General features: G+C 70.4%; 22 protein-coding genes and 1 pseudogene. 5 read left to right on the forward strand and 18 right to left on the reverse strand.

Features of this window, described 5'->3' with window-relative positions:
* The first annotated feature begins 148 nt into the window (after positions 1 to 148).
* Positions 149 to 367 (forward strand): AtzG-like protein, encoded by a 219-nt coding sequence (locus VKV26_08815; GenBank protein ID HLZ69993.1) that lies wholly within the window; start codon positions 149 to 151, stop codon positions 365 to 367.
* Between the two features lie 88 nt (positions 368 to 455).
* Here the strand turns inward: VKV26_08815 and VKV26_08820 are convergent, their stop codons facing one another.
* The 6 genes from VKV26_08820 to VKV26_08845 all read right to left on the reverse strand — a co-directional run bounded on the left by VKV26_08820 (position 456) and on the right by VKV26_08845 (position 7,033).
* Positions 456 to 1,232: an ABC transporter ATP-binding protein gene (locus tag VKV26_08820; protein HLZ69994.1), complete on the reverse strand. Its 777-nt coding sequence runs from the start codon at positions 1,230 to 1,232 to the stop codon at positions 456 to 458.
* Positions 1,222 to 3,264, reverse strand: coding sequence for a branched-chain amino acid ABC transporter ATP-binding protein/permease (locus VKV26_08825; GenBank protein ID HLZ69995.1), 2,043 nt, complete (start codon positions 3,262 to 3,264; stop codon positions 1,222 to 1,224). The genes VKV26_08820 and VKV26_08825 overlap by 11 nt, the downstream gene beginning before the upstream one ends.
* Positions 3,265 to 3,266: 2 nt before the next feature.
* Positions 3,267 to 4,157, reverse strand: a complete 891-nt coding sequence (locus VKV26_08830; GenBank protein ID HLZ69996.1) for a branched-chain amino acid ABC transporter permease — start codon at positions 4,155 to 4,157, stop codon at positions 3,267 to 3,269.
* Between the two features lie 305 nt (positions 4,158 to 4,462).
* Entirely contained in the window at positions 4,463 to 5,848 is a 1,386-nt protein-coding gene (locus VKV26_08835; protein ID HLZ69997.1) for an ABC transporter substrate-binding protein, read from the reverse strand.
* A 288-nt stretch (positions 5,849 to 6,136) separates the two neighbouring features.
* Entirely contained in the window at positions 6,137 to 6,616 is a 480-nt protein-coding gene (locus VKV26_08840; GenBank protein ID HLZ69998.1) for a hypothetical protein, read from the reverse strand.
* A 117-nt stretch (positions 6,617 to 6,733) separates the two neighbouring features.
* Positions 6,734 to 7,033: an antibiotic biosynthesis monooxygenase gene (locus tag VKV26_08845; GenBank protein ID HLZ69999.1), complete on the reverse strand. Its 300-nt coding sequence runs from the start codon at positions 7,031 to 7,033 to the stop codon at positions 6,734 to 6,736.
* Between the two features lie 231 nt (positions 7,034 to 7,264).
* Here VKV26_08845 and VKV26_08850 point away from each other — a divergent pair, with 231 nt between their 5' ends.
* A complete protein-coding gene (locus VKV26_08850) occupies positions 7,265 to 7,747 on the forward strand; it encodes an LLM class flavin-dependent oxidoreductase (protein HLZ70000.1) in 483 nt (160 codons plus the stop codon).
* A 518-nt stretch (positions 7,748 to 8,265) separates the two neighbouring features.
* On the opposite strand, the pseudogene VKV26_08855 reads toward VKV26_08850, so the two are convergent.
* Together VKV26_08855 and VKV26_08860 are read right to left on the reverse strand one after the other, a co-directional pair.
* Positions 8,266 to 9,114: pseudogene (locus tag VKV26_08855) on the reverse strand (recombinase family protein).
* Positions 9,111 to 9,320 (reverse strand): helix-turn-helix domain-containing protein, encoded by a 210-nt coding sequence (locus VKV26_08860; GenBank protein ID HLZ70001.1) that lies wholly within the window; start codon positions 9,318 to 9,320, stop codon positions 9,111 to 9,113. Before VKV26_08860 ends, VKV26_08855 begins: the two are co-directional and overlap by 4 nt.
* 206 nt (positions 9,321 to 9,526) lie before the next feature.
* On the opposite strand from VKV26_08860, the gene VKV26_08865 reads away from it, so the two are divergent.
* Genes VKV26_08865 through VKV26_08875 form a run of 3 tightly spaced genes read left to right on the forward strand, consistent with a single transcriptional unit; the run spans position 9,527 to position 10,590 of the window.
* Positions 9,527 to 9,841 (forward strand): hypothetical protein, encoded by a 315-nt coding sequence (locus VKV26_08865; protein HLZ70002.1) that lies wholly within the window; start codon positions 9,527 to 9,529, stop codon positions 9,839 to 9,841.
* Positions 9,842 to 9,843: 2 nt separating this feature from the next.
* On the forward strand, positions 9,844 to 10,221 hold the full coding sequence (locus tag VKV26_08870) for a hypothetical protein (GenBank protein ID HLZ70003.1): 378 nt from the start codon (positions 9,844 to 9,846) through the stop codon (positions 10,219 to 10,221).
* Positions 10,222 to 10,245: 24 nt separating this feature from the next.
* Positions 10,246 to 10,590 carry a hypothetical protein gene (locus VKV26_08875; GenBank protein ID HLZ70004.1) on the forward strand — a complete coding sequence of 115 codons (345 nt, stop codon included), beginning with the start codon at positions 10,246 to 10,248 and terminating at the stop codon, positions 10,588 to 10,590.
* An 823-nt stretch (positions 10,591 to 11,413) separates the two neighbouring features.
* Here VKV26_08875 and VKV26_08880 read toward each other — a convergent pair.
* The 10 genes from VKV26_08880 to VKV26_08925 form a co-directional block, all read right to left on the reverse strand.
* Positions 11,414 to 11,797, reverse strand: a complete 384-nt coding sequence (locus VKV26_08880) for a hypothetical protein (GenBank protein ID HLZ70005.1) — start codon at positions 11,795 to 11,797, stop codon at positions 11,414 to 11,416.
* 1 nt (position 11,798) lies between these two features.
* Positions 11,799 to 16,421, reverse strand: a complete 4,623-nt coding sequence (locus tag VKV26_08885; GenBank protein ID HLZ70006.1) for a phage tail tape measure protein — start codon at positions 16,419 to 16,421, stop codon at positions 11,799 to 11,801.
* Positions 16,422 to 16,432: 11 nt separating this feature from the next.
* The gene (locus VKV26_08890) at positions 16,433 to 16,837 is read right to left on the reverse strand and encodes a hypothetical protein (GenBank protein ID HLZ70007.1); all 405 of its coding nucleotides are present in this window, start codon (positions 16,835 to 16,837) and stop codon (positions 16,433 to 16,435) included.
* A gap of 4 nt (positions 16,838 to 16,841) precedes the next feature.
* On the reverse strand, positions 16,842 to 17,012 hold the full coding sequence (locus VKV26_08895; protein ID HLZ70008.1) for a hypothetical protein: 171 nt from the start codon (positions 17,010 to 17,012) through the stop codon (positions 16,842 to 16,844).
* 15 nt (positions 17,013 to 17,027) lie between these two features.
* Positions 17,028 to 17,744 (reverse strand): hypothetical protein, encoded by a 717-nt coding sequence (locus VKV26_08900; protein ID HLZ70009.1) that lies wholly within the window; start codon positions 17,742 to 17,744, stop codon positions 17,028 to 17,030.
* On the reverse strand, positions 17,741 to 18,097 hold the full coding sequence (locus VKV26_08905) for a hypothetical protein (GenBank protein ID HLZ70010.1): 357 nt from the start codon (positions 18,095 to 18,097) through the stop codon (positions 17,741 to 17,743). The genes VKV26_08900 and VKV26_08905 overlap by 4 nt, the downstream gene beginning before the upstream one ends.
* 155 nt (positions 18,098 to 18,252) lie before the next feature.
* Complete coding sequence (locus VKV26_08910; protein ID HLZ70011.1) at positions 18,253 to 18,621, reverse strand: hypothetical protein; 369 nt, start codon at positions 18,619 to 18,621, stop codon at positions 18,253 to 18,255.
* The gene (locus VKV26_08915) at positions 18,618 to 18,800 is read right to left on the reverse strand and encodes a hypothetical protein (GenBank protein ID HLZ70012.1); all 183 of its coding nucleotides are present in this window, start codon (positions 18,798 to 18,800) and stop codon (positions 18,618 to 18,620) included. The genes VKV26_08910 and VKV26_08915 overlap by 4 nt, the downstream gene beginning before the upstream one ends.
* Positions 18,797 to 19,222: a hypothetical protein gene (locus tag VKV26_08920; GenBank protein ID HLZ70013.1), complete on the reverse strand. Its 426-nt coding sequence runs from the start codon at positions 19,220 to 19,222 to the stop codon at positions 18,797 to 18,799. The genes VKV26_08915 and VKV26_08920 overlap by 4 nt, the downstream gene beginning before the upstream one ends.
* The coding region (locus VKV26_08925) for a hypothetical protein (GenBank protein ID HLZ70014.1) at positions 19,222 to 19,761 on the reverse strand (540 nt) is incomplete at its 5' end. The genes VKV26_08920 and VKV26_08925, both read right to left, overlap by 1 nt.

Consider the following 19,761-nt stretch of genomic DNA (forward strand, 5'->3'; position numbering starts at 1 on the left):
CCGCCGTGTCGGTGCTGATGCATTATCGGCAGTACACTGTCCGCGAAGGGGGCTGCTTCCAGATCGCGCTACCGGACCGTAGCCGCCGGCGTCCCTGCCGCGCTATCCTTGCCCCCGAATGGCTGGTATGCAGCGGTGGGAGGGCGGCATGGCAGAGGCGCAGCAGAGCGATGACCGCGAGGCGGCGCTGGTCGAGGCCATGCTCGGCGTCGTCGAGCAGACGCATGGACCGCTGGACGAGGCGGCACGCGAGCAACTGCGCGAGGGACTGAAGCGCACGCGTGCGGCCGCGGCCGCCCTCTACGCCTATCCCCTGAGCAACGCCGACGAGCCGGGCACGGTTTTCCATCCCTTGCGCGCGGATTGATGGCCTGCTACGCAGCGGAGCGCCCTACCAACCCTCGAATATCGCTGGCAGTCAGCGTAGTCCCCGCGCGTGGCCCGAAGCGGCGCGCCTACAACGTCGCGGCCAGGTAGCGGCTCTCCAGCTCGGCCTGCTGCATCGCCGCGGCCGGCCCTTCGGCCACGATCTGGCCGTCGCGCAGCACGTAGACGTAGTCGGCGATGGCGAGGGCGCTGGCGACCACCTGCTCCACCATCAGCAGGGCGATGCCGCGCTCGTGCAGCAGCCGCACCCGCTCCATCAGTTGCTTTACCAGCGCCGGCGCCAGCCCGGCCGAGGGCTCGTCCAGCAGCAGCAGGCGCGGCCGGCTCATCATCGCCTGCGCCACCGCCAGCATCTGCTGCTCGCCGCCGCTGAGCGTGGAGGCGGTGTGACCGCGCTTGCGCGCCAGCACGGGAAAGAGGTCGAAGACCCAGGCGAACGCCTCGTTGCGCCAGGCGCGGTCGTGCCCGCAGAAGTCGGCGCCGATCAGCAGGTTCTCCGCGACCGTCTGGCGGCGGAAGATGCGCCGTCCCTCCGGCACATGGGCGACGCCCAGCCGCGCCCGCTCGTGCGCCGGCAGGCCGCTCACATCGCGGCCGGCCAGCAGCACCCTGCCGGCGCGCGGCCGCAGCAGGCCGGAGATCGTCGCCAGCGTCGTGGACTTACCCGCGCCGTTCGGCCCCAGCAGCAGCACGGCGCCGCCCGGCGGCACGACGAGATTGATGCCGTGCAGCACCTCGCTGCCGTGGTAGCCGGCGACGATGCGCTCGACGGCCAGCGCCGGCACCGCGCCGTCGGCCGGTGTCTGCCCCGCGGTGCCTGCCCGTGCGGCTGCATCACCCGCCAAGATACGCCTCCACCACGCGCGGGTCGTTGCGCACCGTCTCGAAGTCGCCCTCGGCCAGCACGGCGCCCGCGTCCAGCACCGTGATCGTGTCGGCCAGCTCGGAGACGAGGCCGAAATTGTGCTCCACCAGGACGATCGTCAGCCCCGCCTGCCGCAGCGACCGCACCAATGCGGCGAAGGCTTGCACCTCGCCCGCATGCAGGCCGGAGGCCGGCTCGTCCAGCAGCAGCACCCGCGGCCGGCCGGCCAGCGCCCGCGCGATCTCGACCAGCCGCTGGTGGGCGAAGGGCAACAGCCCCGCCGGCGTCTCCGCGAAGCCGCGGCCGAGGCCGACCAGGTCGAGGCAGGCGTGCGCGGTCTGCTGGAAGCGCCGCCGCTCGCGGCGCACGTGCGGCAGGGGCAGCATGCCGTCCAGCATCCAGACGTGGCCGCGGGCGTGGCAGCCGAGCATCACGTTTTCCAGCACGGAGAGTTCGGGCAGGAGCTGCTGCGTCTGGAAGGTGCGGGCGAGGCCATGACGAATGGCGCGGTAGGGCCGCCCGCGCGCCACGCGCCGGCCGAAGACGCGGATCTGGCCCGCGTCCTGGCGGTAGAAGCCGGAGGCGATGTTCAAGAGCGTGGTCTTGCCGGAGCCGTTCGGGCCGATCACCGCGTGCACCGTGCCCGGCCGCACGCGCAGCGTCACGCCGTCCAGCGCCACCGCGTCGCCGAACGATTTACGAATGCCGATCGATTCGAGCGCGAACTCGGCCTCGGTGTTCGCGCGCTCAGCGATGACGGCTTGCGCGGCAGGCGCCCGGCTGCTGGCCGGCGCTGCTGCCGGCCCTGTCGCGGCCGCGCCGGAGCGGGCGCCGCTGAACGCCAGCCGCCGCAGCCCGGCCGCCAGCGGACGCGGCACCGCCAGCACGGCGAGCGCGCCGAGGCCCGCGGCCGCCTCCCGCCCGTCGCGTCCGGCCTCGGCGCCGCTCTCCGCACCGGCGGCCGCGTAAGCATCGTAGGCGGCGCGGCCGGTGAGGCGCCGCCAGAGCCGCTGCACGCCGCCGACGATCCCTTCGGGCAGGAAGATGACCAGCAGCAGCAGCACGACGCCGTAGACCAAAAAGCTGTAGCGACGCAGCGAGGCCTGCTCGGCCAGCACCTGCGGCAGGCTGAACAGCACGGCCATGCCCACCACCGGCCCGGCCACCGTGCCGAAGCCGCCGGCCAGCACGGCCAGCAGGAAGAAGATCGAGTCGATGATCGGGAAGGCGTCGGGGTTGATCGTGCCGGGCAGCGGCGCGAACAGGCCGCCCGCCAGCCCGGCGATGAAGGCGCTGATCGCCAGCGCCGACTCGCGCACCATGAAGGGATGCACGCCCACGGCGCAGGCCGCCGGCTCGACGTCGCGCACGGCCACAAAGGCGCGGCCCCAGCGCGAGCTTTCCACCAGGTGGCGCAGCAGCAGGAAGACGAGCAAATTCACCGCGATCAAGAGATAGAGATAGCCGCGCAGATCGAGCGCCACGCCGAAGAGGTGCGGCATGGTCAGGCCGAAGATGCCCGCGCCACCGCCCGTGAGCCCGGCCTTCTGGATCTCTAAATCGTTGACCACGACCACGAGCAGCAGCGTGATCACCGAGAAGTACCAGCCCGAGAGGCGCAGCAGGATCAGTCCCACCGGCAGCGAGGCGGCGGCGGCGACCAGCCCGCCGGCCAGCAGCGCCGGCCAGAAGCCCCAGCCGTGGTTCACGGTGAGGATCGCCACGCTGTAGGCGCCGATCGCGTAGAGCGCGATGTGGCCAATCGAGGCGGCGCCGACGTAGCCGCTGATCAGGTTCAGCCCGATCGCCACCAGCATGTAGAGCATGAGCTGGTTGGCGAGGAAGAGCGGCTTGCGATGCACGCTGGACCAGGCGCCGCCGATATCCACCCGCGTCCAGAGCAGGAAGAGCAGCAGCACGCCGAGGCCGAGCAGCAGCGGCGCGTTGCGCACGACCGCCGCGCCCAGGCCGCGGCCGGCGGGACGCCTTGCGCTGCGCGAGGCGACGCTCATCGCTACACCCGCCTCGGCACGGCCTGGCCGAAGAGCCCCTCCGGCCGGACCAGCAGCAGCCCGAGCAGCACCAGCAAGATCACCAGGTTCACGTAGCCGCCCTGCCAGTAGCGCAGCGTGAGCTGCTCGATCAGGCCGAGCGCCAGGCCGGCGGCGAGGGCGCCGGTATTATCGCCCATGCCGCCCAGCGCCGCCGCCGTGAAGCCGCGGAAGGTGAAGGTCAGCCCGACGTTGACCGTGGCGAGGGTGAGTGGCGCGGCCAGCATACCGGTGAGGCAGGCGAGTGCCCCGCCCATCACGAAGCCGAGCGAGATCACCAGCCGCACGTTGACGCCGCGCAGCGCCGCCGCGTCGCGGTCCTGCGCCACGGCGGCGGTGGCCCGGCCGATCGCCGAGCGGCGGGAGAACAGGTACAGGCCCACGGTGATCGCGACGGCGATCAGCAGCACGCCGAAATGATACGGCGCGAGCTGCAGGCCGAGCACGTCGCGGCGGCTGACGGAGAGGCCGGGGAAGCTTTTGACGTTCTGCGGCGTGGTGCCCCACCGCAAGATGGCGAGGTTCTGGATGATCGTGAACACGGCCAGCGTGCTCAGCACCCAGCCGATGCCGCGCGGGTCGCGCCGCAGCGCCGGCCAGACGGCGATCCGTTCTTCGGCCAGCGCCACGGCCGCGCCGATCGCCATCACCGCGACGAGCGCGAGCAGCACCGGCCAGCCGTTCTGCTGGTAGAAGCTCAGCGCCATCAGCCCGCCGAGCATCACGATCTGGCCCTGGGCGAAGTTGAAGGTGCCGGCCGGGGCGAAGATCAGGTTGAAGCTGATCCCCACCAGCCCATACAGCGCGCCGATGCCCAGCGCGGGAATGAAGACATCGGCGAGGAAGGAGTTCACCGGGGCTGGCCCCCATCCCCCAGCCCCTTCCCCCAATTCTAGGGGAAGGGGAGATCTCAGTACGAAGCTTTGGGGCTGAAGGCGGGGCTTCCCGGCCACCTGTGGGGGCGCATGCCAATGGCTGTGGAACAGCCATCTCGAATCAACTGCGCCCTTCGCGCCGCAGGCGCGCCCCGCGGCGCCCCGCTAACCCGACGCCGCCCTGGAACTTCCTCCCCAGGATCGCCCCTCCCCCTCTCCAATCACGCTGTGCTATTGGAGAGGGGGAGGGGACGGGGGTGAGGGTGAGGTCGCCCCGCCCTCCCTCACAGCCCCGCCGGCCGCTTCAGGAAGACCTTGTCCGCCGCGTTCCACGAGCTGAGCGTGCCCAGGCTGATCGCGCCGTCCTTGACGATCGTGTGGTCCTTCGCCGTGATGCCGTCGAAGTTGGCGACGAGGCCATCGTAGGGCGTCGCCTCCATGTACTTGACGATCGCGGTGCTGTCCGTGCCGCCCGTCGCCTCGATCGCCGCCTTCATGTAGTAGACGAAGTCGTAGAAGGGCGAGGTGCCGCCGCTGCCGATCTTGCCCAGGCCGCCGGCGTCGCCCAGCCGCTTGTTCCAGTCCTTCACCTTCTGCGAGATCGGCTCGCTGTCGCTGTAGGTCAGCCGCTTCCAGGCGACTGACAGCGTCTTGTCCAGCAGCGCGTCGGGCACGACGCCCTTCACCAATCCGCCGGCGAAGCCAATGCCCGCGATCGGCAGATCCAGCTTGATGTCGTTCATGTTCTTGAGCACGGTGATGGCTTCCGGCCCGCCCTGCGTCCACCAGACGATCGCCTGGCTGCCCGCGTCCTGGACCTTGCGCAGCAGCGGCGTAAAATCCGCCGTGCCGGACTGGAAGTACTCATTTACGGTGGGCTTGAGGCTCAGGCTGTCCATGTACTTGGACGTGGTGGGCGCGTCGGTCTGGCCGTAGACGGTGTTCTCGGCCAGGATCGCGATCTTGGTGAACTTGAGCTGCTTGGTGAAGTAATCGATCAGCAGCTTCGACGACTGCTCGGCCGACCAGACGAAGCGGAACGAGTAGGGGAACTTGGACGCGTCCGCGAGCTGGGGGTTGTCCGAGTAGCCGCACTGGATGATCTTCGCCTGGTTGAGCGCGGGCGAGGCGCTGATCGCGTTCGAGCCGATCGGCCCGATGCAGAAGTGCAACTTTTTATCGACCACACCCAGCGCGGCGGCGGGCACCTGGGCCGGGTTCGACTGGTCGTCCGCCTGCTCCAGCGTGAACTTGACCCCGCCGACGCCGCCGCTGCCGTTGATCTCGTCGATCGCCAGCTTGGCGCCGGCCACGAATTCCTGGTAGACCGTCGCCAGCGGCCCGGTGAACGAGGAGATGAAGCCGAACCCCACGTCGCCGGGGAGCTTGAGCGTGCTTGCCGCGGGGCTGCGCGCCGCGGCGGGTGAGGCGGCAGCCGAAGCCGCGGCCGAGGCGCCGGCGGCAGCCGTTGCCGCGCGCGTCGCCGCCACGGTTGTGGCCGCGGCGGCCTGGCTGGCTGCGGGCGCCACGGTGCTCGCCTTCTTGGTGTTGCCGTTGTTATTACTGCTGCTGCAGCCGGCGATCGCCAGGCCGAACAGGCCGGCGCTCAGGGAGGCCGTGCCGCGCACAAACCGCCGCCGGGAAATCGGGCGCTGAAACCGATCGGCCATCGCACTCTCCTCGATTTCAGATCGCGCTCCCCGCGGGTACGGGGCGCGGAACGGCGCGAGCATATCCAGCGACCCCGGCATTGTCAAGCAAAGGCGGCCGACACGCGCCGAACTCGCAAGCAATTGCCGCGCACGGCTTGCAAAGCGCAAAGAAACAGGAATCGCGGCACACGGCGACAGGGGCGCCGGCGCTGGCCGCCCAAGCCTGTCCTCGCAGCGAAAGCCGTCCCTTCCCGAGGCGGGAAAGGAGACACGCGTTCACGGGCGGCGGTGGTAGGTCCGCGGTGGCTAGCCCAGCAGCTTCTGCGCGATCTCGATCAGCTGCTTCCGCAGCTCGCTGTTGGTGTTCACGTTCAGGGTGGTGGGCGAGAGCTGCTGCGTGCCGCGCTGCACCTGGATCGTGGTGCGCGGCGGACCGCTGCGCGAGGGTGAGGTATCGACGCGGATGATCGCCGTCTCGCCCTTGGGCAGGCGCGACAGCTCCAGCGCCGCCGAATTAGCACCAGCGACCGTTTCCGTGGTCCGCGCTGTTACACCGAGCTCGCCCAGCTTCTCCGCCAGGTCGTCCAGGCTCGCCTGGGCGCGCAGCGTCTCCCAGGCTTTCTCCGCGTCCTGTTGCGCCTTCTGAGCGCGGGTGCGCTGCTCCTCCTGGCGGGCCAGCTCCTCCGCGCGCTTCGTCTTTACGTCCGCGACGAGCTTCTCCAGCTCGGGCCACTCCGACGCCTGCGCGGCGCTGTCGGTATCGTCGTGCGTGTCCTGCGTGGTCATGGTCGCTCCTCGTGGCGCCGCGCTGCCGCGCGCAAGGCAGTGCCGGGTTTGCCGGATCGCTCCTGCACGTTGCACCGTAGCACGCCCGCCGCGCTCGTGGGAGACTCTGCCGGCTGCCTACGGTCCGACGAGCACGGCCTCGTACAGCGAGACGTGCGGCGGGCCGGAGAGCATACCCGCCATCGAGCCCTGCGCGTGGCCGGCGCTGAAGGCGGGCGACTGCGTCCAGGCGGTGAAGGCGGCGCGGTCCCGCCAGGTCGAGTGGCTGATGTACTCGCCCTCGCTGTCGCCCTTGAGCAGCATGAAGCCGACGAAGCCGGGCACGTCCTTCAGATACGATTCGCGCGTGGCCCAGCGCTCCTCGAACGCCTTGCCCTGCCCCGGCGCGATCTGAAAGCGGTTCATGGCGATAAACATGCGGCACCTCCGGGCGAGGGAATAGGGGACAGGGAACAGGGAACAGGGAACAGGGGCGGTACACGGTGGATCGCGAGACGGCCCTGCACTCCCGGCCCCGCACGCGCATGCTATCATTGCCCGGCGCCGCTTCGCGTACGCTGAGCCGGCGCCGCAGACAAGCGATCGGAGCGCTTCCGACCCCTCTATTCCCTGTTCCCCATTCCCTGTTTCCTCGCCCGGAGGCGGTCCATGCATATCGGCACGATGCTCTCCATGCCCGGCGGGCAGCCGACGATCGACGGCATAGTCAAGGCGGCGCAGCAGGCCGAGCGGGCCGGCTTCGCCTCCGCCTGGCTGCCCAACGTCTTCGACCTCGAGGCGATCACCACGCTCGCCATCGCCGGTCGCGAGACGCAGCGCATCGAGCTGGGCACCGCCGTGGTGCCGACCTATCCGCGCCACCCGGCGGCGCTGGCGCAGCAGGCGCTGACGGCGCAGCTCGCCGCCCGCGGCCGCTTCGCCCTCGGCATCGGCCTCAGCCACCGCGTCGTGATCGAAGACATGTTCGGGCTGGACTACTCGCGGCCTTGTACGCTTGCACATTCAAGAGGAACGTCGCCCTCAACATGCACGCTTCGGTCTTGCGCAACGATGACCCGCACGCCGAGCGCGGCGTACACGAGCCGGCGATCGTCGGGGTCGAAGCGGTCCAGGTTGCTGGCCACCGTTTGACACCACGTACTGAGCGTCGCCAACCGCGCGGACGCCGCTTCCCAGTCGAGGCGCTGCGTCAGCAGCTCGGCTTTCTCGGCTTCGAGTTGTCGGATCAACGCGGCGTCGTGTTTGAGCGCCGCCAGGAGCGGCGCCTGCGCGTCCGGCTCATCCACGCCGCCGAGCGCGAAGGCGCGGTTCGCTTGACTGCGCCGCGCCTTCGCGAGCTGCCGATCGAGCGACGCGATCTCGTCGCGCACGGGATCGCGCTGGGCGCGCTGCTCGACCTGCACGCGGATCAGGTCGGGGTTGAGCAGAATACGCTGCGCCGTTTGCCATGCCGCCGCGTCCGCCGCCGACGCCGCAACGCTGCGGCGGGGCAGACAGCCGGCTTCGCCGGCGCAGCGGTAGGCGCGCCGGCCATCCACGTAGCGATAGAGGGCCATCGCCCGGCCGCAGCCGCCGCAGACCACATGCCCGCGCAATGTCACGGCCTCAGGGTCGCTGACCGGCGCTGCCGGCCGGTACGTCGCCTGTGCCGCCCTCCATGTGGCTGCGCTCACCAGCGGTTCGACGGGAGCGAGCATGATCTGCGCGGCGTCTTCGCGGATACGTCCGCTGTGGTGGCGCTTGGCGCCGGCGCGGGGCTTCTGTGTCGGCACGGCTTGCCAGCGTAGCGCCCGGTTCTCGCCCATATAGAGCGGGTTGCGCAGCACCCCCCGGACCGTCGTGTGCCACCACCGCGCCTGCCCGATCGGACTCGGCACGCCCCCCGCGGTCAACTGGTTGGCGATCACCCGCGGCCCGCATCCCGCAGCCGCCGCGGCAAAGATGCGGCGGACGATCACTTTCTCGCTCTGTTCTGGGGTGAGCGCTTCTTTCGTCACCGTCGTCCACTGGTAGCCATACGGCGGCTTCCCACCGGCGAGCCGCTTCCCCGCCTTCACCCGTGCGGTGCGCCCACTCCCCGTGCGGGCGATGATCTTCTCGCGTTCGACCTGCGCGACGAACGCCTTTGCGCTGCGAATGAACGTGCCAACGGCACTCTGCTCGAAGTTTTCGGTCACGAACTCCAGGCGCACGCCGGCGTCATCGAGCAGATCGACGATCGCCCCGAGATGCGTTTGATCGCGGCTGAGCCGATCCAGCGCGTAGCAGACCACCACGGAAACGCCGTCCGGCCGCAGTGCTATCAGCAGGCGGTGCAGCCCTGGGCGCTCTCGCCATTGGCTGCCCGTATGCACGTCACGGTAGACAGCAGCCGCGGCGTAGCCGTGTGTCTCGCAGTAGACCGCACACGCCGCTTCCTGACTGGCAAGGCTGGAGTTGTCTTCCTGTTGTTCGCTCGACACGCGCACGTAAATCGCGGCTCGTGGCTGCTCGCTCATGGTGCGTCGCCTCGCTCACCAGCGCGATCGGCAATGAACGCATCGAGGTCTTCCGCTCGCACCCGCCAGCCCGCGCGCGTGCCGCCGAGCCGAAAACCCTTCAGCCGGCCATCGCGCAGCCAGGCCAGCACCGTGGCGGTGCTCAGTCCCAGCCGCTGGGCCACCTGAGGGACGCGGAGCAACTGATCTTCGCCCGTCGTGGGCATCTCCTCACCTCCGTTGTTACGAGTCTACACGAGAACGGGCTATCTGTCCAGATAACCGTTTTATTTTCAAGAGAACTATTGACACGTTCTCGTGAGTTGTAGTATTGTTATCAGTGAAGGGAGGCCACACGCGGACACCGCGCAGACAGCAAGCGGCCCGGCCAGGTGCTTGCGACACCCGCCGGGCCAATCAGGAGGAACCCACCATGAACGCGACTTCCCCCCGCACCCATTCTACGGCCCGCGACCCCCACACCGTCGAACTCGGCTACCGCTCGCCGAGCGAGTACGGCGCCCTCAGCTCAGACGGCGAGACCGTCTACAGCGTCAGCCTGGTCCGCGGCGGCTGGACGTGCACCTGCAAGGGCTACGCCGCGCGGCGGACGTGCTGCCACAGTCTGGCAGCGGCGCTGCCCCGCTGCTACCACTGCGGCGGAACGTCCGGCGTGCGCACCTACACGAACGGCTGGGACGGCGGCGCGGCGATTACGCTCTGCGCCGGCTGCGCGGGAGGTCGGTAGCGATGACCACGAACGGCTATACCGCGCTGTCCGGCACGGTGCGCACGGTCAACGGCACGGGCTTCCAGCTTCAGGACCGCGAGGGCTGGTTGAACGTTAGCAAGTTCGCCAGCCTCGCCCTGCCCGCCGTCGGCCAGCGTGTGCGCGTCGGGCTCGACAAGGCGGGCTACGTGCGCGAGATTGCGCCGGAGGCCGCCGCGGAGGCCGCGTCTGACGCGCCCAGCGGCTCACCAGCGTACGCGGCTGCGCCGAATGCCCTTGCAGCCCGGATCGCCGCTTTGCAGGCCGCCACGGCCATCGTGGGGCGGCAGCCGGGACAGACGACGGTTGAAGGCGTTTTGCAGGTCGCCGCGCACCTCGAAGCGTGGCTCAACCGCTAAGCAGAGAAGAAAGGGTAACCCACCATGACGACCGAGACGACCGACGATCGCCCCCTGTCCGCCCGCCCCGAGGAAGTCGCCGCGTGGAGCGCGCTGGAATTCGGCTGCTTCCGGACGTACCGCGCGGCCGATGCGGCGCAGGATGCGGCGCAGGCCGCGGTCGATGCGCTCATCCCCCGCGGTACGCGGGCCTGGCACGCCGTCGATGAACTGGTGTCCGCGGCGCGCCTGCAGGAAGAGCGCGAATGGCAGTTCTACATCGCCCGCCTCGTGCGGGCGCTGCCGGAACACCGCGCGGTCATCCTCGCGGTCATCCGCCAGGAGGAATTCGACGGCGCGATCGAGTCTATCCGCATTGCGGCGGTCTAGCTGGTAGCCGTGTTCCCACGTGGCCGGCGCCGTCTCCTGCGCGGGGGCGGCGCCTTCGCCGTGCCTTCGTCCGGCGCGCCGCGCACCAGCGCGCACCGGCGCGCCCAGACGCGCGCGATTGAAGGGGTGACGCCCACGGGCGCGAAGGCGCCGCGCGAGTTGTTCCTTAGAACCTTTGATTTTTAAAGCGCCGCCCGCGGGCGCGAGGGACGGGAACAAACCTCGCGCAGATCTGCGCGAGGTTTCTCCGCGACGCCCACGCGCGCGGGGGACGGACGTCGCGGCAGCCGTTTCCGTTTCGGAAACAGCGTTAACGCGACGCCCCCGCGCGCGGGGGACGGGAACAAACCTCCCGTCGATCGACGGGAGGTTTCTCCGGCGACGCCCACGCGCGCGAGGGCGTTCTGCTTGCGCCGCTGGTGAATCGTTAAAAATTCACGCGAGGCTGGCTCTACCGACTTCGATACCTCCTGCCGCGAGCGCTGGGGCTGGAGCCGGAACTACGTCAACAAACAGATAGCGGCCGCAAGCATGGTGAGCCTCCTGGGTACAATTGTACCCAGCACGCCATTGCCGGCGAACGAAACGTTTTCTCAGAAGACGTTTGCTCACGGTGAGGCCAGGACGCGACGCCCCCGCGCGCGGGGGACGGACATTTTCATTTTTTGAACACGATCCGGCACAGACGCAACGCCCCCGCGCGCGGGGGCACCCCGAAACCTCGCGTAGATCTACGCGAGGTTTCTCCGCGCCGCCCACGGGCGCGGCGCTGCGCAGCCATGGTGCCCATGGGCAACAGCACGCCAGTGCCAGCAAGCGAACGCTAGTCCCGCTGCTCGCTCGCCTGCTGGTGCAGCTCGGCGAGGCTCGGCGACGGCGGGGCAAACGGCGCGGCCTGCTGCAGCAGCGCCTGGGCGAGCCCGTGGTACTGCACGGCGGTCGCGAGGCAGCCCCGTGAGACGGCGGCGAAGTCGGCGGCGGCGGTTGCGATGAGCGCCCCGGCATCGGCGAGCTTCGCCGCCGCGTGCAGCGCCCCCGCCGCGTTCGCCTGCACGCCCGGCAGCGCGAGCACGGCGCCGAGCCGCAGTTGCTGCGCGGAGCCGTCGCCGGCCGCTCCCAGGAGCGCCTGCGCCTGCTCCGTCAACTGCACCGCCTGCACCAGCTTGGCCGCCCCGTCGTTGAGCCGTTGCCGTGTGCTCTCCGCCATCTCAGCGCACCACCCCGCCCGCGGGGCCGCCGGCGGGGAAGGGCATGCCCAGTCCCGCCATCTCCGCCGCGCCGCCCAGCGTGTGATCGACGCTGTAGCCCACCGTGCGCCCGTCCAGCACACTGATCACGTGGACCTGCATCGGCTTGAGCTTCTCCTGCTTCTGCTGCTCAACCAGCGACTGCATCGCCTTCGCCGCCGCCCCGAGCGCCTCCAGCACCGGCTGCTGCAGGGCCGCCACGCCGCCGTAGGGGTTGATGTAGGCCGCGCCACCGATGCTGATCGGGTTCGCCAACCCGATTTCCGGGCCGCTGTCGCCGCCACGGCCGCCGCCGCCAAGCCCTTCCTGCCCCGGCCCGCGGCCCGTGTTCGGGTTCTTGCGATAGCCATTTGCCTGTTCGAGCGTCAGGCCGGGGATCGGTACGTCGTATCCCGTGTTCTGCGCCGCAAGGATCGGATCGCCGTATTTGGCGAGCGCCTTGATGCCCTGATCCAGCAGATCCTGTTGCTCCTGGGCGGCAAGCGCCGCCGGTGTATGTTTCGCCGCCGCCTTTGCCGCAGCCGCCGCTGCCGCCTCTTGTCCCGTTTGCCCCGCCGCGTTCTCTGCGAGTCCTTGCAGGGCCGCGGACGCCTTCTGCACGTCGCCGCCCGCGTCTGAGATCATTTTGATCACGCGGTCGTACACCTGCCCCACCTGGTCCCCCGCCGAGAGAAACAGCTTGAGGATGTATGCCGTGTCCGGCGGGTCCTTGGCGTAGGCGGCGACGATCTGCTGAGCAATCGCCTCCACGTCCACGGCGCGCTTGGCGATCGGTTCGTTCTTGGCGATCGAGTCCAACACCTTGGACTCATCGCTGGCTTCTGCCAGCGCCGACTGGGTTCGCGCCGTGAGCTGCTTCTGCTGCCCGGCCGCGTTCGCCGCCGCCGCCGCCGCAATCGCGCGTTGCTGCGCGTCGGTCACGCGTTTCTGCACCGCCGCATCGAGCGTGCCGATCTCCTCGCCCGCCTGCAGGTAGAGGCCGACGATCACGCCGAAGTCGATCGGGTCCGTGCCCAACGCCTGCACGATCTGCGCGGCGAGGCTGTCGATGTCCACCGGCATTTTCGGCGCGGGCTTGTTCGCCGCCGTGGCGTTCAGCTTGTCGCGCTGGTAGGTCGCCTGCAGTTGCGCCGAGGTCGTGCTGATCACGATCGGGTTGCTGTCCGCCTCCTGCTGCAACGCCTTCTCCAGCGCCGCCATCTCCTGCTGCGCCTTCGCCACCGACTGCGGATCGTTCGGGTCGATCGCGTCGAAGATCGCCTTCTGGATCTGCGGCACGAGCTGCGCCAGGTTGCTGAGCATGGACTGGCTGACGTGCGTGGGGTCGGAGCCAAACAGGATCGTGCTGAGCACGTCCGTGTTGCCGCCCGCCAGCGCCGCCTCAGCGCCCCGTGCCCTCGACTTCAGGCTGGTGGGGTCCGCAATCTGGTCGAACCAGTCCGTGAGCGCGTTCTGCTGCTTGGTCGAATCCGCGATCTCCGCCAGCGGCCCCGCCGCGCCGGTCAAGGTGTCCACGAGCGGCTGCATGTCCGCCTGCAACTGCGCCAGCTTCGCCGGGTCGGTCACGCCCTTGCTCAGCCGCGCCCAGACGGCGCTCACCAGCGTGTCAACCGAGACGTTGGCGCCGCCCTGCGCCCCCGCCAGCGCCTCGCGGATCACCGTCGTCGTCGCGTCCGCAATCCCCGCCGCGCTGTCCGGGTTGTGGATGTCCTGGATGATGCGCGCCACCAACGCGTTCTTGCCGTCCGGGTTGATGATCTCGTCAATCGCCGCGAGGTCGTCGTCCAACTCGCTCTGCAGATCTTGGACGCTCTGGCGCACCTCGGCGCGGATGGCCGCGGCGTCGCTTTTCGCCCGCGCCGCGCCGCTGCCGCGTGCACGCGCCGCCGGCTTCGCCTTCCGCGCCGCCTCGGCCACGTAGTCGTGGATCGTGGGCAGTGCGGGTGAGCCACCGCTCGCGCCGAAGGCATCGTAGGATTCCCCTTCACTCTCGTAGCCGAAAGCGCCCGCGGACTCGCCCGCGCTGGCGTAGCCGCGGCCGGGATTGACAAAGCCGGTGCCGGGCACGGAGCCCGTGCCCGCCGGCAGCGAGCCGGGACCAAGCCCGACGCTGTAGCCGGCGTTGCCGACGTAGGTGTCCACGTGGTTGGTGGTGATCGTCAGCGTGGCGTTCGCCGTGAACTTGCGGTCGAGCTGCGCCTGCAGCGCCCCCGCCGCCGCCAGACCGCCCGCCGACGCCTGCGTCAGCAGACTGCTGTTGTAGGTCGACAGATCCGGCTTGGCCGTGGCCGCACCCTGCTCCAGGTCGCCCTTGACCGCGGCGCCCGCACTCTCCTGATCCTGCAGCAAAAACTCTTTCGTCAGTCCAATGCCGGTGTTCATGAACCCGGTTCCCGACGTGGCCACGTCAGACATCTGCTGCTTGAGGTCCGCCTGCGTCTGCTTGACCTTCGCCTGCTGGTCGTAGAGCGCGGCGAACTGGTTGACCAGTCCGCCCACGTCCTGCGCGTACGGCCCGGTCAACGCCCCGGAATCGCGCAACAACTGGTTGTAGCGGTCGATGCTGATGTTGCCGTTCACCATCTCCGTACCCCAGGTACGGATGCTTGAGGCCAGCGTGTTCACGCCCTGCGCGTGGTCGCGCGCCTGCGGGATCAACACCTGCTGCAACTGACTGAGCCGGTCGAGCTGGTCGCCGGACGCCTGCCCCTTGTCCCTGAGGTCGAGCAGCGCCGCCGCCTCGGAGCTGAGCGCCCGCACGGTGTCGTCGCTGGCGATCTCCTCCGCCACCGGCTGCGACGCGTCGGCCTTCGCTTCTTTGAGTTGTTCCAACGCGACCTTGAGGCCGTCCGCCTCGCTGGTCATGGATTGCACGTGGCCGCTGTCCCAGGGCAAGGGGCTGGCGAAGGCGGCGTCCACCGACGCCTTGTCGTCCTCGACCGAGAGCAGGAGCTTGTGCAGCGCGTCGATGCTCTTCAGCGTCGCCTCGTCCACCGGCTGCGTGAAGCCGCGGGCGATCGGCGCCTCTCCCGCCGAGGCGCGCACCAGGTCCTCCGCCGTGAACGGCGTCTGGCCCATCGCCACGCGCCCCTGGTTGATCGTGGCCAGATCCAGCGACTGTCCCTCCGGGCCAGCCACGGGCATCGGGTAGCCCCCGGTGCCCGCTTTCGGCGCGGAAGGGCCGCCGCCACCGAAGAGCCAGTTGCCGAGGGCGCCCAGCCCGAGAAACGGATCGGCGAGGGGACCGACAACGCTGGCCCCTTCCCCCAGCAGGATCCTGCCCAGCGGCGTGCCGGTCAGGAAGTCGTTGCCCTTCTTCACGCCGGCGACAATGCCATCGCCGAGTTCCGCCCAGGCGTTCTTGACGCGCGTCGCGGCGCGCTCGAAGGCCGCGGCGGTCGTGTCGCTGTACTCCTGCGCCGCCTTGCCCGAGACGCCGTAACTGTTGGTCACGGCATCGAGGTTGCGCTTGTAGTCCGCAAGGTCGCCGCCCGCCGTGCCAAGCACATCGGTGAGTGCGCGGATGTTGGGGAAGAGGTGGTGTAGCTCGTCCACGTTGCCGTGCGTCTTCTGCACGAGATCGTCCAGCGTGGCGAGCAGGCCACGGTCGCGGATGCTCTGCCGCACCTCGTCGGCCGACAGGCCCAGCGCGGCCAGCGCGTCGCGCGTCTGCTTGCTCGGCGCTTCGAGGTTCAGCAGAGCGGCGCGCACGCCGGTCACCGCTTCGCTGGCCGACAGTCCCTTCTGCGTCAGCGTGGCGATGTTGGCGCCAAGTTCTTCCAGGCTGACCCCGCTCTGGGCGGCGATGGGCAGCACGCGGCCGATGCTTGAGGCCAGCCCCGCGAACTCCATCTTGCCGTTGACCACCGTCGCGTGCAGCACGTCCAGCACGTGCCCCGTGTCGCTCGCCTGGAGTCCGTACGCTTTCAGGGCGCTCGTCGTGGCGTCGGCCACGGGCTTGGCGTCGGTCTGCGCCGCCTGCGCCTCACGCGTCGTCTGCGCGAGGATCGTCATCGCGTCCGCGCCCTGAAAGCCGGCGCTGACGATGTAGTAGAGCCCCTGGGCAAGCTGCTGCGTGCTCTCGCCGGTCTGGTTACTGAGGTCGCGCACCTGGTCCTTCAGCTTGCCGATCGCCGCGGGCGCCACGCCGGCCATCGCTTCGATCTTGTTCATCGCCAGGTCGAAGCCGGCCGAGAGTTTCACGGCTTCCGCCGCGACCAGCCCGAGCGCCGCGGCGGCGATCGGCATGGAGGCGCCCAGCGACGCGCCGGACGTGGAGAGTCGCGCGTAGCCCAGCGACGCCGCCTCCGTGGCGCCGGCGTTCTCGGTCATCGCCGCGGTGTTCTCCTCGATCACCACGGTCAGCGCCGTCACCGCCTGCGCGTCCGCCGCGGCCGGCAGCGCCAGGGCCGCCGCGCTTTCCGCCACGGAGGCCAGGGCGCCATCGGCCGCCAGCGCCGCGGCTTCCAGCTGCCCCAACCGCGCCTCAAGCGCGCTCAGGCCGCCCTCGGCGCTGCTGAACGCCGGCGTCCATTCGTCCTGCGCCGCCAGATCCAGGTCGATCAGTACGGGTCCGCTCGTCATCGCACCACCACCTACCCCGCCCGTACGCCCCCCGCGCCGAGCTGCGCTTCGAGATGATCCAGCCGCCGGCGCAGCTCGGCCGCGTCGTGCATGTCGAACGCAAACCGGCCAAACTCCAGCACCACCCGCGCCACGGTGGCCATCACCTCGGCCGAGCGCGGCGCAACCGTGCCCGCCTTCACTTCGCTGAACAAGCGCACCAGCGCCTCTTGCAGCGTCGCCAACTCCGGCGACAGCCCGCGGCTGGCGCGAATCAGCGTGCTGCGGTTGCGCCCGCCCTCGCGCCGCGCCGCCGTGCGCTTGTCGCGCGTCGCCGCGGAGTGGGCGAAACAATACCGGTCGCCCACAAGCGGCCGCACGGTGCACGGCTGGCCGTCCCGCCGCGTGCCCTGGCAGCAGGCCTTCTGCTCGCGCATCGCCCTACCGCCGATCCGCCACGTGCGGCGTCAGCCAGTCCGGCAGCCGAATCACGAGATCGCGCTCGCCGGCCCCCGCCGGCCACGGTTCGTCGGGCTCGATGACGAACACGCGGCGCTGTGGCGGCAGCACGCGCAGCTCAAGACGTAGCAGCCGCCGGTCAACGTCACGCATGGCCCATGCCTCCGTTCAGAGCGGCTTGTACAGGACACCCGGCATCGTCTTCGGCCACCACGCTGGCGGTACCAGAAAATGCTTGAGGTGGGCGCGGTCGGCCTCGATCTGCGCCAGGTGCGCCGCCTTCGCCTCGGCCAGCGCCGCCCGCTCGGCCTCCGTGTCCGGCGTCCAGGCGGGGCCCAGGACAAACGCCGGCTCGGGCTGCATGATACCGGTGGGGGTCGCCACCGCCACCGATACGAGTTCGGGCACGCGGCGCAGCTCGCAGGCGAGCCACGTCAGCAGCTGGCGCTGGCCGTCCGTGCGCGCGGCCTCGGTGTAGGGCACGTCCATCGCCGCCGCGTCGTGGCGGTCGAACGCCTCAAGCCGATCCAGCACCTGGCGCAGCTCGTCCACGAACGGCCGCACCGCCGCCGTGAGCGCCCGGTAATGGTCGCTGAACTCGGCGAAAAACACCTCACGCGCGGCGATGGCCGCCGCGATCCGCTGCGCCTTCGCCTCGGCGCGCTCGGCCGCGACGAACGCCGCGCGTTCGGCGTCCCACCGCGCCATCTCCGCGGCCAGGTGCGCCGCCCGCTGCTTCGCACGGCGCTCCGCCTGCTCGGTGCCCGCACGGCGTTCCTCCGGCAAGCCGGCGTAAAACGCCGCCTCGCGCAGCGCCGCCTGCTGCTGCTCCTCCGCGTGGAAGCGGGCCTCTTCGCTGTCGATCTGCGGCTTCGCGCTCGTCATTGCCAGCCGTCCCGCAGATCGCGCACCGGGCGCACGTCCATCAACTCCCGCATCGCCTCGCCCCGCGGCTGGCAGCCCGGCGCCTTCCTCGCCGACGCTTGGTGGGGCGGCAGCGGCAGCGGCCGCCCCCCCGCACGCTGCTCGCGACGCATCTGCGCGGCGCGCACCTTGAGAAAGGCGGGCAGCGGGTGCTGCCCGGCAAACGGCGTCGGCTCCGGCTCTGGCTCCGCCTTGCGCGCGGGCGCGGGCACGGTGTAGCGCGCGACGTGCGTTTCCGTGCGGGCCACCACGCGTCCCGCCTTCATCACGTACTGGACATCGACCACCTGGCCGCTCGGATTCCGCATCAGCACGGCGCTACTTCCTTTCCTTCAGATGCTCGAAGCCGCCCAGCTCGGCGGCGTTGCCGCCTTGACAGGGCCCGCTCAGGTCTGCGGCGGCGAGCATCGCCCCGCATCGCCGGCACTGGTATGGCCCCACGGCATTGCCGCTTGTGGGTCTGATCGCATCATGCGCCATTGCTCGCACCCTCCCATCCAACCTTCGGCGCCGGTGTCACGATCGCGGCCTCCGCGACGTGAATCCGCACGGCGCAGTGGTCCACCCCGCCGATCTCGCCGCGCCGATGTTCGAGCCGGCCGGCGGCGCGGACGACGGCCCCGATACGCAGCCGCGGCGCCAGGCGCTCGGCCGCCGCGCCGTACAGCCAGAGCTCGAGCCACTGTGCCGCCTTGTTCGCCGGCTGCCGGTCATCGAGCACCGTGCCGATCGCCCGGCAGCTCGCCGGCCGCTCGCCCGCCGGGCGAAACGTCGCGTCGCGTTCGAGGCGCAGCGTCGCCACCGCCGCAATGCCGCGGCGCCCCGTCTCCGTCGTCATGCCCGTTTCCTCACAGGTTGCGCCTGCTTGGCGCTGGCTGTACGGCGCGGCGCCACCAGATCGAGGTGCTGGTGTGCCAGCGGCCGGCGACGTTTCGGCGGCGGCGGCGGGTATTCCTCCGCATGCACGGCGGCAAGAATGGCGCGCGTCTGCGCGGCGAGCGTCGGGCGGCGGTTCATGCGCTGTGCCTCCGACGTGCGCGAATGCGCCGCTCGATGCCAGCGACCCAGCAATCGATGGCGTAGTCCTCGGGATGGCGGTAGCCCTTGCGCCGCCAGCGCCACGCCGGATGGTGGCCGTAGCACAGCGTCTGGCCGTGCATGGGCGCACGCGGGCACGGCGCCCCGGCCTTCGTCGTGGCCGTACAACGCGGCGCCGTGCGCACGCCGGGCGTGTAGGCGCCGACGTACTGCAGCTCGTAGCCGTCCTGGTACGGCGAATCCGGCCGGTGGCAGTGGGCCGCGTAGTGGCCGAGCGATTCGCCGGGCGCAGGCTGCCGCCCGGCGAGGCCGTGCGTGTGCCACGCCTGGCAGTAGGCGCACCAGACCGAGACGCAGCAGGCGCCGTGGCGGGCGGAGATGGCGGGCAGCGTGGGCGCCATCAGTCGCCTCCCGCCGCCGCGCCCGCCGGAGCGTCCTCGCGCACGGCGTAGCCGCTGAGCGTGCCGCACGCCTCGCAGACCCAGCAGCCGGCGCCGTCCCAGAGCAGGTAGCCGTCGCAGTCCGGCTCAGCACAGCGTTGCGACGTGCGCACGCGGCGCATGGGCGTCACGTTCGGCGGCTCGTCTGAAGCGGAATTTTTCCACCCCTGGCCGTCTGAATGGGAAAAATTCCCAGTATAGATACGACTATCGACACAGTCGGCGGCGTCCGGCCCTTCGCCGTCTGAATGGGAATTTTTCCCATTCAGCGGTTGCTCGTCCACCACGGCGTTGCAGCCGCGGCAAACCCAGCCGCGTTCGGCCTCGTCGCCGCAGTGCGGGCACGCGGGCTTCGGGCGCCCAGTGCCCGGTTTGCGTTTGCGCTCCAGGTCCAGCGCCGCGAACCGCTGGAGGCGGTCGGCGACGGTCGCGCCGCCGTCGGCAAACCCGGCGCGCAGCTCGGAGCGCCACTCGCCGGTTTCCGGGTCAACGGTGCGCGT

It is taken from the genome of Dehalococcoidia bacterium (genome assembly GCA_035310145.1).
Taxonomy (GTDB): Bacteria; Chloroflexota; Dehalococcoidia; order CAUJGQ01; family CAUJGQ01; genus CALFMN01.

Excerpts from the sequence above, each read along its gene's own strand:
- VKV26_08900 (HLZ70009.1), bottom strand. The coding sequence starts at position 17,744 with ATGACGAGCGCGAAGCCGCAGATCGACAGCGAAGAGGCCCGCTTCCAC.
- VKV26_08860 (HLZ70001.1), bottom strand. The coding sequence starts at position 9,320 with ATGCCCACGACGGGCGAAGATCAGTTGCTCCGCGTCCCTCAGGTGGCC.
- VKV26_08865 (HLZ70002.1), top strand. The coding sequence starts at position 9,527 with ATGAACGCGACTTCCCCCCGCACCCATTCTACGGCCCGCGACCCCCAC.
- VKV26_08850 (HLZ70000.1), top strand. The coding sequence starts at position 7,265 with ATGCATATCGGCACGATGCTCTCCATGCCCGGCGGGCAGCCGACGATC.
- VKV26_08885 (HLZ70006.1), bottom strand. The coding sequence starts at position 16,421 with ATGACGAGCGGACCCGTACTGATCGACCTGGATCTGGCGGCGCAGGAC.
- VKV26_08910 (HLZ70011.1), bottom strand. The coding sequence starts at position 18,621 with ATGACGACGGAGACGGGGCGCCGCGGCATTGCGGCGGTGGCGACGCTG.
- VKV26_08815 (HLZ69993.1), top strand. The coding sequence starts at position 149 with ATGGCAGAGGCGCAGCAGAGCGATGACCGCGAGGCGGCGCTGGTCGAG.
- VKV26_08835 (HLZ69997.1), bottom strand. The coding sequence starts at position 5,848 with ATGGCCGATCGGTTTCAGCGCCCGATTTCCCGGCGGCGGTTTGTGCGC.
- VKV26_08875 (HLZ70004.1), top strand. The coding sequence starts at position 10,246 with ATGACGACCGAGACGACCGACGATCGCCCCCTGTCCGCCCGCCCCGAG.
- VKV26_08870 (HLZ70003.1), top strand. The coding sequence starts at position 9,844 with ATGACCACGAACGGCTATACCGCGCTGTCCGGCACGGTGCGCACGGTC.
- VKV26_08845 (HLZ69999.1), bottom strand. The coding sequence starts at position 7,033 with ATGTTTATCGCCATGAACCGCTTTCAGATCGCGCCGGGGCAGGGCAAG.
- VKV26_08880 (HLZ70005.1), bottom strand. The coding sequence starts at position 11,797 with ATGGCGGAGAGCACACGGCAACGGCTCAACGACGGGGCGGCCAAGCTG.
- VKV26_08890 (HLZ70007.1), bottom strand. The coding sequence starts at position 16,837 with ATGCGCGAGCAGAAGGCCTGCTGCCAGGGCACGCGGCGGGACGGCCAG.
- VKV26_08920 (HLZ70013.1), bottom strand. The coding sequence starts at position 19,222 with ATGGCGCCCACGCTGCCCGCCATCTCCGCCCGCCACGGCGCCTGCTGC.
- VKV26_08895 (HLZ70008.1), bottom strand. The coding sequence starts at position 17,012 with ATGCGTGACGTTGACCGGCGGCTGCTACGTCTTGAGCTGCGCGTGCTG.
- VKV26_08915 (HLZ70012.1), bottom strand. The coding sequence starts at position 18,800 with ATGAACCGCCGCCCGACGCTCGCCGCGCAGACGCGCGCCATTCTTGCC.
- VKV26_08840 (HLZ69998.1), bottom strand. The coding sequence starts at position 6,616 with ATGACCACGCAGGACACGCACGACGATACCGACAGCGCCGCGCAGGCG.
- VKV26_08825 (HLZ69995.1), bottom strand. The coding sequence starts at position 3,264 with ATGAGCGTCGCCTCGCGCAGCGCAAGGCGTCCCGCCGGCCGCGGCCTG.